The organism is Photorhabdus luminescens subsp. luminescens (assembly GCF_001083805.1).
In the GTDB taxonomy this organism is placed as follows: domain Bacteria; phylum Pseudomonadota; class Gammaproteobacteria; order Enterobacterales; family Enterobacteriaceae; genus Photorhabdus; species Photorhabdus luminescens.
This window is the reverse complement of record NZ_JXSK01000004.1, coordinates 388,543-404,977: the sequence shown is the minus strand read 5'-3', so window position 1 is coordinate 404,977 and position 16,435 is coordinate 388,543. Positions and strand designations below refer to the sequence as shown.

The window sequence follows — 16,435 nt, the reverse complement described above, 5'->3', positions numbered from 1 at the left end:
TTCTGCGCAAATGCCAATTAATGTTTTATATTATGCTTTTTACGTACGTTGTCTATAAAAGGTAGTTTTGTTGTAGTTGTTTCATGCGTTATGTGCGCTCTCTGTTAATCCTGAATTATCTCTTATAAATTCTATTTGGGTGTTATTTTATTCATATTTTCTAATGTGTTAATTTTTTTAATGCTTTTTGTTGATAACCAAAATTTGTTGATATATTTTTCTTGAAAACCCTATCTTAATCTTTGGTGAATATATGGAATTCATATCTGTTAGTGATGTTGCAAAAAGAAGAGCAAAAAGAAGCGGACGTTCCTCAGTAGTCAGTGGGATTACGATTACACAAGTTTATTACTATGAAAGGGAAACACCGTCTAGAGTTATGACTATTAGAATCTCTGAAGATATTGTTACTCGGGCTAGATTAAAACGAGGTGATAAAATTGATATTGGTTTTTCTCCCGATGGAAAAACATGGAGATTAAAAGTCATGCCACAAGATTCTCTGGGAGGATATAGCATGACTACATCAACCAAAATATCCAAAAGTGGTATTCTTCGGCTGACATGGTATAAAGGAATTCCTCTATTTGGGGATAACCCCAAAGTAGCTAAGTCTAGGGTACATTCTGATTCTAAAATAATGAAGGTTTCTCCTGCAGAAGTCATATTTTCTATTTCAGAACCATTAATAGAAGAGATGGTTCCTGATGAGGTTATCCCTGTTGTGGTTTAATGTTCTTGGATACATAATTGAGGATGCTAAACTCTAGTAATTATAGATAAGGTGCTCAATAAAAGGTAAATGCTCTTTTTCTACTGGATTCAAATATGAAGTTGCCAATTTGGTACTTGTCAGAGATTACACCATAACCTGAACTTGTGAGGCGATGAATATGAGCAGAACAACCACACAATGTTAGGCACATAATTGTGTAGTGAACGCGAGGGTATGCTGAAAATAGCCTGTTGAGGTTGCTATACTTAGGGTTTAAATGTTCGAAAAAGGAATGAGTGGTGCTAATTTAGCATTAGAATTTGATATGATTATAGTTCACGGCTAGAGATTTATCCTTGATAATATAACTACGTTGTAATGGTTTCTTAATGTGATGCAGAATTATATTATGAATGTTTTCAACACCTTTGGAAATAGCAGGCTATAACAGTTTTACATGACTCCATGTCTTCAAGATACAGGTTTTGATGTTGTTTAGATCCTCTCTGAGGAACTAGATAAATTTTCTAGTTCCTTTTTACCAATGAGTTTGGTGCTTTCTAAAACTTTTAGTAGTTTTTGTGTTATAGCAGAGTTTCCTAATATAAATCACTTCTTATGTTGTATAAATCTTGTAACGAAAAACATGCTGTATATCCATGTTCTTTGTATCCTTATTACACCATAGTTCATGCTTTCTAATTATGTAAAAAATTCTATGGGAGAAATGAAAGTTTTCATTTCATCGTAGAGTTAATTCTCTTTCAAATTCAGCATAAGAATCTTAGAACGGCGCTGATAGTTGTATAGCACTTGTTTCTGAATCGGTAGCATTGAGAGTTCTGCTGGCTCAAAACCTCGTTCCTGGAACCAATGAATGCTGCGGGTAGTCAGGACAAACAGTTTTTCCAGTCCGAACTGTTTGGAGTGTTCTGCAATGCGATTCAGTAATACTTCACCTCTTAAAGAGCTGCGATATTTAGGGTGAACGGCTAAACAAGCCATTTCGCCAATTTTCTCCTCAGGGTAAGGGTAGAGCGCAGCACAGGCGATAGTCAGGTTGTCGCGTTCGATAATGATGAATTTATCAATTTCTCTCTCAAGTTGTTCTCTTGAACGACGAACCAGAATACCTTGTTGTTCCAGTGGGCGAATGAGTTCCAGAATACCACCAATATCATTGATATTAGCCCGGCGTATTTGTTCTGCGCTTTCCATTACTATTTGGGTGCCAATACCATCACGGGAGAATAATTCTTGCAGTAGAGAACCATCTGCCTGATAACTCAATAAATGGCTGCGACGAACGCCACTACGGCAAGCTCTTACCGCACTCCGTAAAAAACGGACTGTACCTGAATAGTAGTCACCTTTAACTTCGAGCTCTTTAATCAGCTCCGGTGCTTGGTTAAGAAAAACTTCTGATAGAATTTTTCCGTCTTTGTCTTGTACACCTTGAGTAGAACAGAAACCAATTAGTTTTTCAGCCTGTAGTTTGATAGCTAATTGGGTAGCAACATCTTCAAATGGCAAATTAAAACTCTCTCCAGTGACAGAAACTGCAACAGGGCCAACTAGTACGATTGCGCCATTGTCTAATTGACGATTTATAGCGTCCTCATCAATACGGCGAATTTTTCCGCTGTGGCAATAATCCACACCATCATCAACACCAAGCGGTTGAGCAATTATAAAGTTACCGCTAACGACATTAATATTGGCGCCTTGTAACGGTGTATTATTCAAATTCATAGAAAGGCGTGCGGTGATATCCAGTTGCAGCAAACCAGCAGATTGTTTGACTAATTCTAATGTTTTATTATCGGTAACACGGGTGTGTTTGTGGTAAACAGGTTGGTAATGATGATCTGCAAGGTTTTGTTCAATTTGAGGTCTGGCGCCATAAACGACCACCAGGCGAATGCCCAAGCTATGCAGTAATCCTATGTCGTTGATGATATTAGAGAAATTTTCGTGAGCAATAGCTTCTCCACCAAGCATAATGACAAAAGTTTTACCACGGTGTGCATTGATGTACGGAACAGAATGACGAAATCCTTCAACTAATTCGGTGCTGCGTTCTTTCATAACAGACTCTCGATTGAATTTTTATTCGTAATTAATGCTTTTTTATTCCTTTTGAGAGAAAATGGCAAGAGGCAATTCAGATAAAAACATTTTCATGTACCTGTAGACGTTAATAATTTGCAAAATATAAAATGCTGTTTATTGATGACAGCATAATGCTGATTGGTTAAAGTTTTTCATTTGATCGTTTCTTTGGTGAATATCACCCTGAATGTTTGTATTTTATGAATGGAATATTAAGTAGATGAGTCATTCAGATCATAATCTGTCACGACGTCGTTTGTTGCAGGGAGCCGCAGCGATGTGGTTACTTAGTGTTAGCCAGGTGGGTTACGCAGCGCCAGCAAAAATTATCGCAGTACGTATTTGGCCGGCATCCAGTTATACCCGTGTAACGCTTGAATCCAATATTCCACTCAAATATCGCCAGTTTGCGCTGAAAAATCCAAATAGAATTGTGGTTGATCTTGAAGGTGTGCAACTGAATCATAGTCTAAGCGGGATGGGGGAGCAGATTCAATCCCGCGACCCTTACCTTAAGCTGGTCAGGGTAGGGCAGTTTAATCCTAAAACCGTTCGCTTGGTGTTCGAAGTTAAGCAATCGGTCAGCCCACATATGTTTACGTTGAAACCAGTGGCGAAATTTAAACATCGTCTGGTGTTGGATATTTATCCTGTAGCGGGAACGAATACGGATGATGATCCATTACTTGCTCTGCTTGAAGAGTACAATAAAGGTCATTTGGCAGAAGATCTGCCAGTGGAAAGACCAAAGTCAGGCAAGGCAGGTAAAGACCGGCCAATCGTTATCATGCTTGATCCAGGGCATGGCGGGGAAGATCCTGGGGCTATTGGCAAATATAAGACCCGCGAAAAAGATATTGTTCTGCAAATTGCTCGTCGATTGAAAACGCTTATTCAGCGTGAACCGGGGATGAAAGTTTATATGACCCGTAATGAAGATGTGTTTATCCCGCTAAAAGTCCGGGTGGCAAAAGCGCGTAAGATGCGGGCTGATCTATTCGTTTCTATTCATGCTGATGCCGTTACTAACCGAGTTGCCCGTGGTTCTTCGGTTTTCGCACTCTCGACTAAAGGTGCAACCAGTAATACCGCACGTTTTTTAGCCCAGACGCAGAATGAAGCTGACCAGATTGGCGGGGTAAGTAAAAGCGGTGATAAATATCTGGATCATACGATGTTTGATTTGTTACAAACTGCGACAATCAATGACAGCCTTAAATTTGGCAATGAAGTGCTCAAACGCATGGGAAAAGTGAATAAACTGCATAAAAATCAGGTGGATCAGGCTGGATTTGCGGTACTGAAAGCGCCGGATATTCCTTCGATTCTGGTAGAGACTGCGTTTATTAGTAATCTGGAGGAGGAAAGAAAACTGAAAACTGCGCGCTTCCAGCAGCAGATCGCAGAGTCGATTTTTGCGGGTATCAAAGCTTATTTCAAGAATGGGGGTAATTTGGCGATTTGAGTTCTGAGGCCACGTATCTGCTCTCTCTATTATCATTAAACTGAGTACAGATACGACGGCGACAAAATTATCTAAAAATTATTTAGAAGTCACTTCTGGAATTTTTACGCTGAAACGCATAGAGAATTGGTTGCGGGGGCCGGATTTGAACCGACGACCTTCGGGTTATGAGCCCGACGAGCTACCAAGCTGCTCCACCCCGCGTCCGTTTTGATATTTTGAGTAGCGAAAATTGGTTGCGGGAGCCGGATTTGAACCGACGACCTTCGGGTTATGAGCCCGACGAGCTACCAAGCTGCTCCATCCCGCGTCCGTTTAGAACCTGTTTTGCGCTTTCCGGCATCATTAGCGTTTGCCGGAATCGGTTCTAATTCATAAATATCGCACTACATTGTGTTGGTTGCGGGGGCCGGATTTGAACCGACGACCTTCGGGTTATGAGCCCGACGAGCTACCAAGCTGCTCCACCCCGCGTCCGATGCGGGCACTATACTCAGGATAAGAGTTGTTGCAAGTTTTTTTGTTAAAAATTGTTTGTTTCGTTACTTTTTTGATGGGTTACTCTGCATGTTGGCGTTTTTTTATGCGTTTGTGTCGTTGTTTTGTTAAGTTATTTTTTTATGGTAGGTTTCATTATTTTTATTGGTTTGGTATTTTGTTCGCCGCAGGGCTATGTTGGTAAGAGAGAGAAAACGACAATGAAATATTGGGGTAAGTATCTGCTGTGTGGAACCGTGATTTCACTGTTGGTTGGATGTCATTCTCGCCCAACGGCGCAGGGCCAACAATATAGAGATGGTCATATCGCTCAGGATTTAAGGTTAGTTAATCAACCCAATGCGCAGGGTAAGCCGGTTAATGCAAAGGATTTTTCAGAGCAGGTTGCCCTGATTAATCAGGTTGCTCCTCGTCTGTATAATCGTAATAACTTAACTTTTGACGCCGTTCAAAATTGGATGTTAGCGGGTGGTGAAACCAGTAAGTTGAATCTGTTTAATTTACGCGCTTATCAGATGGAAGGAGTGGATAATTACGGTAACGTCCAATTTACCGGCTACTATACGCCAGTGTTGCAAGCTCGTCGTGTTAAACAGGGGGAATTTAAGTATCCTCTGTACCGGATGCCGCCTAAAAGTAAATATCGCTTACCAAGCCGAACCGAAATATACAATGGCGTTCTTAGCCCCAGTTTGATTATTGGTTATAGTCGTTCACTGATTGATAATTATATTATGGAGGTACAGGGTAGTGGTTATGTCGATTTTGGTGATGGTGAGCCACTGACTTTTTTGGGTTATGCGGGTAAGAACGGGCATATTTATCGGAGCATTGGCAAATTGCTGATTGAGCGCGGAGAAATTGCGCAGGAAGATATCTCTATACTGGCGATTCGTAAATGGACGGAATCTCACAGTGAGGCAGAAGTCCGTGAGCTGTTGGAGCAGAATCCATCATTTGTTTTCTTTAAACCTGAAAACTATGCGCCGGTACGGGGTGCGAGTGGCGTTCCTTTAATTGCAAAAGCCTCTGTAGCGGCTGATAAAATGCTTGTTCCACCAGGAACAACCCTGTTGGCAGAGATACCTCTGCTGGATAAAGAGGGTAAATTTACCGGTCAGTACCAGATGCGCTTGATGGTTGCGTTGGATGTCGGTGGGGCAATAAAGGGCCATCATTTCGATATCTATCATGGTATTGGTGGGGTGGCGGGTATAGCGGCAGGTTTCTATAACCATTACGGTCGGGTTTGGGTGTTAAAAAAAGCGCAGCCTACCATGTTGATGGTAAGTCAGTGATAACTCTTCATACATTTTATAACAGGTTTTCAGGATTGATATTCAGTAATGCAAGCTTCTCTTTCTGATGCATATATGCAGCGCTTTGCGGGAACTGCCCGTTTATATGGACAAAAAGCGCTCTCTTTGTTTTGCCATTCTCATGTTTGTGTTGTGGGTATTGGTGGAGTGGGTTCTTGGGCGGCTGAGGCTTTGGCTCGTACAGGAATCGGCGCGATCACTTTGATTGATATGGATGATGTATGTATTACCAATACCAATCGCCAATTACATGCTTTAAAACAGCATATTGGGCAACCAAAAACAGAAGTGATTGCCGAGCGTATTTTGGCGATTAATCCAGAGTGCAAAGTGACTTGTGTTGATGATTTTCTCACACCCGATAATGTTGAAGAGATGATGGCGGCTGGATTCAGTTATGTGATTGATGCTATCGATAGTGTCAGGCCGAAAGCGGCGTTGTTGGCTTATTGCCGTCGCCATAAAATTCCACTGGTCACAACCGGCGGCGCAGGTGGACAACTTGACCCGACTCAGATTCAGGTTGTTGATTTGGCGAAAACAGTTCAGGATCCTTTAGCGGCTAAACTGCGAGAAAGGCTGAAATCTGATTATCGTGTTGTGAAGAATGGTAAAGGAAAATTGGGCATTGATTGTGTGTTTTCAACCGAGCAATTGGTTTATCCGCAGAGTGATGGTTCTGTTTGTGCCGCCAAAAGTACCGCCGAGGGAACTAAGCGTATGGATTGCGCTTCTGGTTTTGGCGCCGCAACGATGGTCACGGCGACATTTGGATTTGTGGCAGTTTCTCATGCCCTGAAAAAGATGGTTGCTAAGGCGCAACGTCAAGGCGATCTTTGATATAAGATTTTGCGGCGTTTTGCACGGTATTAATCAGCGACTTCACGCCGTTCATCCGTGAGCCGCTTATCTGCTGTTCCAGCCCAAGTTGGTGGAACAGCGCCAACAGGTTAGTTGCTAAAACTTGTTCCGGTGTTTTTCCTTCTACGGCAGTCAAGATCATTGCCAGTAGACCTTTTACAATGCGGCCTTCGCTGTCGCCATAAAAATGCAAATGACCGTCTGGCAGTAATTGATGCCCTAACCAAACCCGGTTTTCACAGCCGGACATTTCAGTCTCTTGCTGTTTCAAGTTCTCGGGCAGTGCCGGCAGTTTCTTTGCCAGTAAGATTAACTGGCGATAACGATCTTCCCATTGGCGACATTGGTCAAAGGTTGCAATGAGCTGTTGTTGGCTGATTTCCCGGCCAAATGGGTGTGGTGCAATCCGGTTTTCAGCGGCTTGAGTCATAATGTCATTCATCCTGTAATTCATTCATCCTGTAATAGAGAAAGGCCAAATTTTACTGCTTGAATTAAAGCATCGGCATCCTGCTGATTGTTGTAAGGCATAAAAGAGGCGCGCAAACAGCCGCTGATGCCTAAAGCTTCGAGCAGGGGTTGAGCGCAGTGTTGACCGGAACGTAAAGCAATATTTTGTTCCGCCAGAATGGCGGCCAAATCACTGTGATGAATGTCGGTAAAATTAAAAGCCAATAAGCTGGAACCGGCAATGCGATAGCTGATAAATCCGGGTAAAGCGGAGAGTTGTGCTTCGGTATAGTCAGCAAGTGCGACTGCATGAGCCTCGGCTTTGGCAATATCAATATTTTGCAACCATTCCAGCGTGGCAGAAAAGCCAATAATACCGGCAACATTTGGTGTGCCTGCTTCAAACCGGAAAGGTACCGCTTCTGGTGTAAAACCGTTGAATGAAGTGTGGGAGAGCATTTTCCCGCCGCCTTGCCAGGGAGACATAGCATTAAGTAACTCGCTTTTGCCGTAAAGTACGCCAACACCGTTCGAGCTATAGAGTTTATGAGCAGAGAATGCGTAGAAATCGATATCTGATTGTTGAACATCAATGGGATTGTGAACAACGCCTTGGGCGCCATCCACAACGACCAGACAACCGTGTTGGTGTGCTATTGCCGTTATTGCAGAGAGATCAACTGTTCCGCCAGTTACATTGGACATTTGGCTGATGGCTATCAATCGACTGTGTTTGTTTAGCAATTCAGGCAGGATGTTGATGTCAGGCAACTTGCCATTGCTTAGAGGCCATTTAATAACCTTGGCGCCGATTTGTTCTGCCAACATTAACCAAGGGATCAGATTGGAATGGTGTTCCTGCTCACTGACGATAATTTCATCACCGGGCCGGAGATGAGTGCGGAAATAACTTTGAACAACTAGATTGAGGGATTCTGTTGTTCCTTTTGTCCAGATAATATTTTCAGCTTTCGGAGCGTTGATGAGTTCAGCAACTTGTTGCCGAGCATGTTCATAGCGGGATGTGATTTCCAGCGCTGCTTGGTGCTGGCTGCGATGTACGGTAGCGCTACTGTTTTGATAATAGTCTTGGGTTGCCTTTATCATCGCTTGTGGTTTGAGAGCAGTGGCTGCGCTATCCAGAAATACCGTCTGTTGTTGTGCCGGAAATTGTTGTGCTGGAAATTGTCGTAGCGCTGGAAATTGCTGGCGGAACTGTTCTGGTTCGAACTTTTTCATGAGTGTATTAATTTTGTTTTATGGTTATGTATCCGATTGTTTTGGCTGAAAATGGATAGGTTATTACATGGAATAATATTGCCATGTTTTACTCTTTATGCCAAAAAAAAGCACCGCAACTGCGGTGCATTAAAAAATCACTATGGACAGACAGGGTAAATGTACAGGAAGTGAAAAAAAAACAGTAGCTTAAGCTACAGGGTCTGGTTTCCCAGACAACTTGCAAACACAACATCACAACCACAAAGCCAAAAGTTTCATAGCGTTAAGCTGATTCACTTTTCGTTCCGGCTTAGGAAGTGGCGCCACTATAGGGATTTACTGGTGTATCCTCAAGGGACAATTTATAATGATTCGGATTACAAAAACTAATAACTAAATATAAAGAGTTACCGGTATCGCCAACATTACATAAGGGCTCACATGTCCAAACGTTTACCACCACTTAATGCGTTGCGGGTTTTTGATGCTGCGGCGCGTCATTTAAGTTTTACTAAGGCGGCTGAAGAGTTATTTGTGACGCAGGCCGCAGTTAGCCACCAGATGAAAAGTCTGGAGGATTTTCTTGGGTTGAAGTTATTTCGTCGTCGCAATCGATCACTATTGTTGACTGAAGAAGGTCAAAGTTACTATTTGGATATCAAAGAGATATTCACGGCGATAAATGAAGCGACACGTAAACTTCAAGCCAGAAGCGCTAAAGGGGCTTTGACGGTGAGTCTTTCACCTAGTTTTGCTATCCAGTGGCTGGTTCCCAGGCTGTCCAGTTTTAATTTAGCTTATCCAGGCATTGATGTCAGAATACAGGCGGTAGATAGAGAAGAAGATAAGCTTGCTGATGATGTTGATGTTGCCATATTTTATGGTCGTGGAAATTGGCCGGGGTTACGTACTGATCGTCTTTACGCAGAATATTTGCTTCCCGTTTGTTCTCCTTCGTTATTGACTGGAGAGAATCCTTTGAAAACTCCCGCAGATTTGGCGCGTCATACGTTGTTGCACGATTCTTCTCGTCGTGACTGGCAAGCGTATGTGCGCCAGCTTGATATGCAGTCGCAGATAAATGTTCAGCAAGGGCCGATATTTAGCCATAGTGCAATGGTGATCCAGGCTGCTGTTCACGGGCAGGGTATTGCACTGGCAAATAATGTCATGGCTCGGACTGAAATTGATGCGGGACGTTTAGTTTGCCCATTTAATGATGTGTTAGTGAGTAAGAATGCATTTTACCTTGTCTGTCATGACAGTCAGGCTGAATTGGGGAAAATTGCCGCGTTCAGACAATGGGTTTTGGCGCAGGCAGCCAGTGAGCAGGAGAAATTGGGCTTTATTACCAATGAGTAAGGATGGAATAAGGCATTACGAGCGGTAAAAGCTCTCAGAGAGAATATGAAAAAGGAAGATAACAGTGAATAGTCGTTTAATGCTTATCTTTGCTGGCCTTAGTGGTTTTTTCTATGTGGCGTTTGGTGCTGTAGGGTCACATTTATTATCTCCGATGATGGAAAAATATCAGATATGTTGGATTGATCTTGGTCTGCAATATCAGGGTATTCACACTCTGGCAATGATGGCGATGTCTGCCATGCTAATGCGTAAAGTGGTGCTCTGGTTTTACTGGAGCGGCGTCTTTTTTGCAGTAGGTATCTTGTTGTTTAGCGGCAGTCTCTATTGTATGGCCTTGTTGCAGGTTAAATTTTTTGCGTATATTACGCCAGTTGGAGGATTTAGCTTTCTTATCGGCTGGTTTTTAGTATTAATTGGCGCTTTGCGTCTAAGGAAATCGGCGCTTCGCCATGAATAAAATAGCTTTATATTGCCGCCCTGGTTTTGAAAAAGAGTGTGCAGCAGAAATCACTGATAAAGCGGGTCAAAAAGAGATTTACGGTTTTGCCCGGGTGAAAGATAACAGTGGCTATGTCCTGTTTGAGTGTTATCAACATGAAGATGCTGATCGGCTGATTCGTGAGATCCCATTTCGCGAGCTGATTTTTGCCCGTCAGATGCTGGTCGTGGGTGAATTATTGCGAGATTTGCCTCCTGAAGATCGGATAAGCCCGATTATAGGTATGCTGCATGGCGTCATTGAGCGTGCAGGCGAATTACGGGTTGAGGTGCCTGATACTAATGAAAGCAAAGAGTTATTAAAATTTTGCCGAAAATTTACTGTTCCATTGCGTAATGCTATGCGTCAGGAAAAGATCTTGCTGATGCGGGAAAGCGTTAACCGCCCGGTAATACACGTTTTCTTTATTGCTCCGGGTTGCTGTTATGTTGGTTATTCTTACAGTAACAATAACTCGCCATTTTATATGGGTATTCCTCGGCTAAAATTTCCTTCGGATGCACCGAGTCGTTCAACATTAAAACTGGAAGAGGCGTTCCATGTTTTTATCCCATATGATGAATGGGAAGAGCGGCTGGCTAGCGGTTTATATGCGGTTGATCTAGGCGCGTGTCCCGGTGGTTGGACTTACCAATTGGTGAAACGTAGCATGATGGTTCATGCGGTAGATAATGGCCCGATGGCGCAAAGCTTGATGGATACCGGGCAGGTTAGGCATCACAAAGTTGATGGTTTTAAGTTTCAACCTTCGGCAAAAAACATTTATTGGCTGGTATGCGACATGGTGGAAAAACCAGCAAAAGTGACACAGTTAATGGCAGATTGGTTGGTTAATGGCTGGTGTCGGGAAGCGATTTTTAATCTCAAATTACCGATGAAAAAGCGTTATGAAGAAGTTGCGCATAATTTGCAGAAAATGAACTTGCAATTAAAAGAGGGGGGGATAAATGCACAAATTCAGGCAAAACACCTTTATCATGACAGGGAAGAAATAACGGTTCATGTCCGTCGTATTTGGTCTGCTTATGCAGCTAGCCGGAATGATTACTAATTCGCGATTGTTGATCACTATTCTGTAATAAACCGATAAAATAAGATTTCCTAAAACGCCTCCGTTATATTCTGAGGCGTTTTTTTCAATATTAAATGACATTGTTGCCTTTTATCTCTCGTTACTGTGTGGACTAAAGTGAGTGTATTAGGAGGATGTAATTCATTTTTTCAGTGAAGAAGGTATTACATAATACTCTATTATCAGGTGATTATTATTTAATGTGACAGTAAATATTGTATGATTTGTGTCTTAAAATTGTTGATTTTTTTACTTAACTTAAGGTAAATAGAAAAATAAATATATTATTGCAATCGTTTGATTAAACGATAAATTAATATGAGATAATTTGATAAATTAAAATTATAAAATGATGAAAATAAATTTTTTGATTAATATTTTAAGTGTGAAAATTAATTGTGATATTAACATTGAAATGATATTTATATTATATAAGATTAAATTTCTGTTTTTGATTTAATATATTTATGAATTAATCATATATGTTGATATTGTTATTTTATGCTCAAAAAATACAAATATGAATTAATTATATTGGGGCAGATGGGTTATAATAAAGGAAATGTTAACCGCTCTGTGATATATATTTTTTACTGATTTAATTAAGTTTCTATTAAATTGTTATTAATTTGTTTGATAATATATAGGTGTTTACTGGTTTAGAGTCTTTTCGTATATACGTCATATCGTTCAATATTTCAGTCAAAAGCGGTCGATTATTCTGATTTTGTCTATTCATATAACGGCTTGGGATAATTGCTGATTAAAATTATCAATAATAATGCTATAAATTTTTTAAAGTTTACTGCATGGATAGTTAAATAAATAGATAATTAATCAGTAAGAAAATACCACAAAGAAATTAGCGGCACTTTTTTCGCCTTAAATAGTTATGTTATATAAAACAATCGCTTATTTGTTTTATGTTATTTTTATCACGTTTATATTAAAAAAATATGTTAATTGCTTTTTACATAATTAACTTTAATGTTACGTTTATGTGAAAGGGATTTTAGTTGTTAATTTGTATGACCAAGGTTGGTCTGTTGTTTTCAGGTTTTATTGACTTGTATTTAATAAAATAAAAAGATTTTTATATCTAAGTCCTGAATTTATGGAGAAATATATGTCTTTAAAGAAGAAAATTTCATACTCGGAAGACGTTAGCGGTTCAGCAAAAGCAAATGAGTTGCTGAAATGGTTACAGGCTTATATACCAGGTAAGGATTCTAATATTGTCGTTGAGCATGAGCCTAGTAAAGATGCTGCTAAAGAATTAATCCGGGGTGATTATCGTTGGGGGAATCAGGACGACGATAAATCTAAAGCTTTCCAATTAAAGTATACTTTCCTGGAAAGTAAGCCAGATGATATGCCGTGGCATATTTCTGAATTTTCAGCATTTAATGAAGCACAAAGAGCATCTGCAAAACTATCAATACAATCTTGGGCCGATGTTGCTAATATCGATTTCGTTGAAACCACTGATGTTAAAGAAGCGAATATCACCTTTGGGTTCTTTGATGTTAGTTTGACGGGGAGTTACGCGTTTGCTTATCTGCCAAGGCCGGAGAAGACACAGTTAGGCACTTGGTATAACGCAAAAAGCCGTACTTTCTCCAATAATGATATCGATGTAAACGGTTATGGCCGTCAGACGTTTACTCATGAAATTGGTCATACTCTGGGGTTGCAACATCCGGCTGATTATAATGCGTCTGATAAGGTAAGCCCGACTTATAAGAACAGCGCTACTTATTTTGAAGATAGCCGTGCTTATACCGTCATGAGTTATTTTAGTGAGAAAAATACTGGTCAGGATTTTAAAGGTATTTATTCTTCCGCACCATTACTTAACGATATTTCTGCCATTCAAGCGGTATACGGCGCTAATAATACCATCCGTGCTGATGACACAGTATATGGTTTTAATTCCAACACCGATCGTGACTTCTATACCGCAAAAGATGAGAACAGCAAGCTGTTGTTCACTGCTTGGGATACAGGCGGCAATGATACGTTTGATTTCTCTGGTTTTACTCAAGATCAACGCATCAATCTGAATGAAGCCTCTTTCTCCGATGTCGGTGGACTAAAAGGAAACGTCTCTATTGCTCGTGGCGTCACGATTGAAAATGCGATTGGCGGTAGCGGTAATGACGTTTTGATCGGGAATGACGCCGCCAATACTCTGAAAGGTGGGGCTGGCGATGACATCATTTACGGTGGCTTGGGAGCAGATAATCTTTGGGGTGGGGAAGGCAACGATACATTTGTCTACCTGAGTGCCAAGGAATCACCTCCTCTTGAGCGTGATTGGATCCATGACTTTGTTTCCGGTAAAGACAAGATTGATGTGTCACTGTTCGATCTAGGTGAAGCCGGGAAGGGGGGAGTTAAATTTGTAGAGGAATTCACGGGGGCAGTCGGAGAAGCTGTGCTTCGTTATAACACGGTTGATAAGGTGAATGATTTCGCCATTAATTTGGGCGGTAAATTTTCCTACGATGATTTTTGGGTGAAGATTGTCGGAGAGCCAATATTAGAGTCTGATTTCATTCTTGCATAACACAACAACACAACCGCATCTGATTTGGATGCGGTTATTCGTTTGGAGGCGGCATGGTTTTTGCAGCTTGGTATCTGAAATTTGCATTCTTTGTTGCTCTTACATTCAGCATTATCGGAGGAAGTATGGCAAGTAGCCTTGCTCTTCCACACGCCAGTGAATTGAAAGGCGTGTGGCGACTGTTGGATAAACATCAACAATGTGATGTGTCATTGACTGACCAACCCTTACCAGAGGGATCAATTTGGTCACTTAATGGTGATAACGATTGTTTGGCGTATATGTTTGGCGAAGTGCCTGCCGGTTGGCGGCCGACTCCAGATGGTCTCACAATTACTGATGAACAGGGTAGTAGTTTGGCTTTCTTCGCTCATGAGCCAGATGGTTGGTTTGCCCGTTTTGCCGATGGTCGGGAATTAGTGATGAAGCCCAATAAGACTAATCAGAAAAATGAATAAGGAAGAAAACATTAACATCAGATAGTTATATTTTTAAAAAATAAAAATAAGGAAATAATGTGAAATTACTGCTCCCGAAGGATGAAATTACTGATGTCATTCGTGCTCGTAGCCGGGTATTTTGGGCTATCGGGTTGTTCACTGCCTTTATTAACCTGCTGATGTTAGTTCCGTCTGTTTATATGTTGCAGGTTTATGACAGAGTATTACCGTCGGGTAATGAAATCACTTTGCTGATGTTGACTCTGATTACTCTCGGCATGTTTACCATGATGGGAATGCTGGAATATATCCGTAGCATGATTGTCATCCGCATTGGCAGCCAGCTTGATATGAAGCTGAATAACCGGGTTTATACTGCATCTTATGAATCTAATCTGAAAAATGGCACCACGGATGCCGGTCAGATGCTCAATGATTTGGCTAATATCCGCCAGTTTCTGACGGGTAATGCTTTGTTTGCTTTCTTTGATGCCCCTTGGTTTCCAATCTATCTGTTGGTTATTTTTCTTTTTAACCCTTGGCTTGGTCTGTTGTCATTGGGAGGCGCGCTGGTATTGATTGCCTTGGCTGTGCTGAATCAGTGGCTATCAAGTCAGCCATTATCCGAAGCCAGTAAACTCTCTCTACGCTCAGCGAGCCTTGCCAGCACTAATTTACGTAATGCTGAAGTTATCGAGGCGTTAGGTATGTTGCCAGTGCTACGTCGGAGATGGTTTGGATTACATGAGCGTTTTCTCAATTTCCAGCGCATTGCTAGTGAGCGGGCTTCAGTAATTAATTCAGTCACTAAAACAGTGCGTTTGGCCTTGCAGTCACTGATCCTTGGATTAGGAGGCTGGTTAGCGATTGGTGGGCATATTACGCCGGGCATGATGATTGCGGCTTCAATTTTGATGGGACGTGCGCTTTCACCGATTGAACAATTGATTCAAGCCTGGAAAGGCTGGAGTGGCGCACGTTTGTCATGGCAGCGGTTAACAAATTTGCTGGAGCAACAACCGGAGCGGAAACCAGGAATGTCATTGCCTGTGCCAAAAGGAAATTTGTTTGTGGATAAAGTTTCCGCGGCGCCTCCGGGAAGAAACAGTAAGGTTGTGTTAGAGGATATTAGTTTTTCGTTGGATGCCGGCGATGTGATGGGATTAATTGGCCCCAGTGCGTCCGGCAAATCGACGCTTGCCCGGTTGCTGGTAGGAATATGGCCTGCACAAGAAGGCGTTGTTCGTCTGGATAATGCAGATATTTATCAATGGAACAAAGATGAATTGGGCTCCTCAATCGGCTATTTGCCGCAAGATATTGAACTATTTGGGGGCACCATTGCTGAGAATATTGCTCGTTTTAATGAAGTGGAGCCGGAAAAGGTGGTGCAAGCGGCGAGAAAAGCGGGCGTTCATGAGCTGATATTGGCCCTTGATAAGGGTTATGACACCGTCATTGGCGCTGGAGGCGTGGGGTTATCTGGCGGGCAGAAACAGCGAATTGGCCTTGCTCGTGCGCTGTATGACGAGCCGTCATTGGTGGTGTTGGATGAACCTAATTCCAGCCTGGATGAGGCAGGAGAAAGAGCATTGAATGAGGCGATTTCTCAGCTAAAAGCGCAAGGAAAAACAGTGATTGTGATTACTCATCGCACCTCATTGTTATCACAGACAAACAAAATATTGCTGCTAGTTCAGGGGAAAATGAAGATGTTCGGTTCGTCTCAGCAGGTGATGGCCGCTTTATCGCAAAGAAATAATAGTCAGGAACATTCTGCAACCAAAGCAGTCGCGCAGGCATCGTAGCTAGCATAGGTAAATGTGCATTTAATTATAATAATATCAAA

General features: G+C 41.7%; 13 protein-coding genes and 3 tRNA genes. 10 read left to right on the top strand and 6 right to left on the bottom strand.

Annotated features, from left to right (window positions below; translation table 11 throughout):
• Nucleotides 1-253: 253 nt before the first annotated feature.
• Nucleotides 254-733: a hypothetical protein gene (locus TI10_RS12765; protein ID WP_049583708.1), complete on the top strand. Its 480-nt coding sequence runs from the start codon at nucleotides 254-256 to the stop codon at nucleotides 731-733.
• A 735-nt stretch (nucleotides 734-1,468) separates the two neighbouring features.
• Here TI10_RS12765 and argA read toward each other — a convergent pair.
• Nucleotides 1,469-2,803: an amino-acid N-acetyltransferase gene (gene argA, locus TI10_RS12760; protein WP_049583707.1), complete on the bottom strand. Its 1,335-nt coding sequence runs from the start codon at nucleotides 2,801-2,803 to the stop codon at nucleotides 1,469-1,471.
• Nucleotides 2,804-3,047: 244 nt separating this feature from the next.
• Between argA and amiC the strand changes: the two genes are divergently transcribed.
• Nucleotides 3,048-4,292 carry an N-acetylmuramoyl-L-alanine amidase AmiC gene (gene amiC / locus TI10_RS12755; protein WP_049583706.1) on the top strand — a complete coding sequence of 415 codons (1,245 nt, stop codon included), beginning with the start codon at nucleotides 3,048-3,050 and terminating at the stop codon, nucleotides 4,290-4,292.
• 127 nt (nucleotides 4,293-4,419) lie between these two features.
• Here amiC and TI10_RS12750 read toward each other — a convergent pair.
• The 3 genes from TI10_RS12750 to TI10_RS12740 form a co-directional block, all read right to left on the bottom strand.
• Nucleotides 4,420-4,496, bottom strand: a tRNA-Met gene (locus tag TI10_RS12750).
• A gap of 29 nt (nucleotides 4,497-4,525) precedes the next feature.
• Nucleotides 4,526-4,602, bottom strand: a tRNA-Met gene (locus TI10_RS12745).
• 87 nt (nucleotides 4,603-4,689) lie between these two features.
• Nucleotides 4,690-4,766 (bottom strand) — tRNA-Met (locus TI10_RS12740).
• 224 nt (nucleotides 4,767-4,990) lie between these two features.
• Between TI10_RS12740 and mltA the strand changes: the two genes are divergently transcribed.
• Both mltA and tcdA read left to right on the top strand, forming a co-directional pair.
• Nucleotides 4,991-6,088 (top strand): murein transglycosylase A, encoded by a 1,098-nt coding sequence (mltA, locus tag TI10_RS12735; RefSeq protein ID WP_049583814.1) that lies wholly within the window; start codon nucleotides 4,991-4,993, stop codon nucleotides 6,086-6,088.
• A gap of 48 nt (nucleotides 6,089-6,136) precedes the next feature.
• Nucleotides 6,137-6,949, top strand: a complete 813-nt coding sequence (tcdA, locus tag TI10_RS12730; protein ID WP_049583705.1) for a tRNA cyclic N6-threonylcarbamoyladenosine(37) synthase TcdA — start codon at nucleotides 6,137-6,139, stop codon at nucleotides 6,947-6,949.
• On the opposite strand, the gene csdE is transcribed toward tcdA, so the two are convergent.
• A complete protein-coding gene (gene csdE / locus TI10_RS12725; RefSeq protein ID WP_049583813.1) occupies nucleotides 6,921-7,400 on the bottom strand; it encodes a cysteine desulfurase sulfur acceptor subunit CsdE in 480 nt (159 codons plus the stop codon). The two genes, tcdA and csdE, sit on opposite strands and share 29 nt — an antisense overlap.
• Nucleotides 7,401-7,420: 20 nt before the next feature.
• On the bottom strand, nucleotides 7,421-8,659 hold the full coding sequence (gene csdA / locus TI10_RS12720; RefSeq protein ID WP_049583704.1) for a cysteine desulfurase CsdA: 1,239 nt from the start codon (nucleotides 8,657-8,659) through the stop codon (nucleotides 7,421-7,423).
• 423 nt (nucleotides 8,660-9,082) lie between these two features.
• On the opposite strand from csdA, the gene TI10_RS12715 reads away from it, so the two are divergent.
• From TI10_RS12715 to TI10_RS12690, 6 genes are all read left to right on the top strand, one after another.
• Nucleotides 9,083-10,003: a transcriptional regulator GcvA gene (locus tag TI10_RS12715; RefSeq protein WP_049583703.1), complete on the top strand. Its 921-nt coding sequence runs from the start codon at nucleotides 9,083-9,085 to the stop codon at nucleotides 10,001-10,003.
• Nucleotides 10,004-10,067: 64 nt separating this feature from the next.
• Nucleotides 10,068-10,463, top strand: a complete 396-nt coding sequence (locus tag TI10_RS12710) for a DUF423 domain-containing protein (protein ID WP_049583702.1) — start codon at nucleotides 10,068-10,070, stop codon at nucleotides 10,461-10,463.
• Nucleotides 10,456-11,556, top strand: a complete 1,101-nt coding sequence (rlmM, locus tag TI10_RS12705) for a 23S rRNA (cytidine(2498)-2'-O)-methyltransferase RlmM (RefSeq protein ID WP_049583701.1) — start codon at nucleotides 10,456-10,458, stop codon at nucleotides 11,554-11,556. Before TI10_RS12710 ends, rlmM begins: the two co-directional genes overlap by 8 nt.
• A 1,135-nt stretch (nucleotides 11,557-12,691) precedes the next feature.
• A complete protein-coding gene (prtA, locus tag TI10_RS12700) occupies nucleotides 12,692-14,146 on the top strand; it encodes a serralysin (RefSeq protein ID WP_265378666.1) in 1,455 nt (484 codons plus the stop codon).
• A gap of 53 nt (nucleotides 14,147-14,199) precedes the next feature.
• Entirely contained in the window at nucleotides 14,200-14,604 is a 405-nt protein-coding gene (locus tag TI10_RS12695) for a protease inhibitor Inh/omp19 family protein (protein ID WP_175445341.1), read from the top strand.
• A 59-nt stretch (nucleotides 14,605-14,663) separates the two neighbouring features.
• Complete coding sequence (locus tag TI10_RS12690) at nucleotides 14,664-16,394, top strand: type I secretion system permease/ATPase (RefSeq protein ID WP_049583699.1); 1,731 nt, start codon at nucleotides 14,664-14,666, stop codon at nucleotides 16,392-16,394.
• The last annotated feature ends 41 nt before the right edge of the window (nucleotides 16,395-16,435 follow it).

Bases quoted from the DNA above. Each gene is read 5' to 3' on its own strand.
- TI10_RS12765 (WP_049583708.1), top strand. From the start codon at position 254: ATGGAATTCATATCTGTTAGTGATGTTGCAAAAAGAAGAGCAAAAAGA.
- argA (WP_049583707.1), bottom strand. From the start codon at position 2,803: ATGAAAGAACGCAGCACCGAATTAGTTGAAGGATTTCGTCATTCTGTT.
- amiC (WP_049583706.1), top strand. From the start codon at position 3,048: ATGAGTCATTCAGATCATAATCTGTCACGACGTCGTTTGTTGCAGGGA.
- mltA (WP_049583814.1), top strand. From the start codon at position 4,991: ATGAAATATTGGGGTAAGTATCTGCTGTGTGGAACCGTGATTTCACTG.
- tcdA (WP_049583705.1), top strand. From the start codon at position 6,137: ATGCAAGCTTCTCTTTCTGATGCATATATGCAGCGCTTTGCGGGAACT.
- csdE (WP_049583813.1), bottom strand. From the start codon at position 7,400: ATGACTCAAGCCGCTGAAAACCGGATTGCACCACACCCATTTGGCCGG.
- csdA (WP_049583704.1), bottom strand. From the start codon at position 8,659: ATGAAAAAGTTCGAACCAGAACAGTTCCGCCAGCAATTTCCAGCGCTA.
- TI10_RS12715 (WP_049583703.1), top strand. From the start codon at position 9,083: ATGTCCAAACGTTTACCACCACTTAATGCGTTGCGGGTTTTTGATGCT.
- rlmM (WP_049583701.1), top strand. From the start codon at position 10,456: ATGAATAAAATAGCTTTATATTGCCGCCCTGGTTTTGAAAAAGAGTGT.
- prtA (WP_265378666.1), top strand. From the start codon at position 12,692: ATGGAGAAATATATGTCTTTAAAGAAGAAAATTTCATACTCGGAAGAC.
- TI10_RS12695 (WP_175445341.1), top strand. From the start codon at position 14,200: ATGGTTTTTGCAGCTTGGTATCTGAAATTTGCATTCTTTGTTGCTCTT.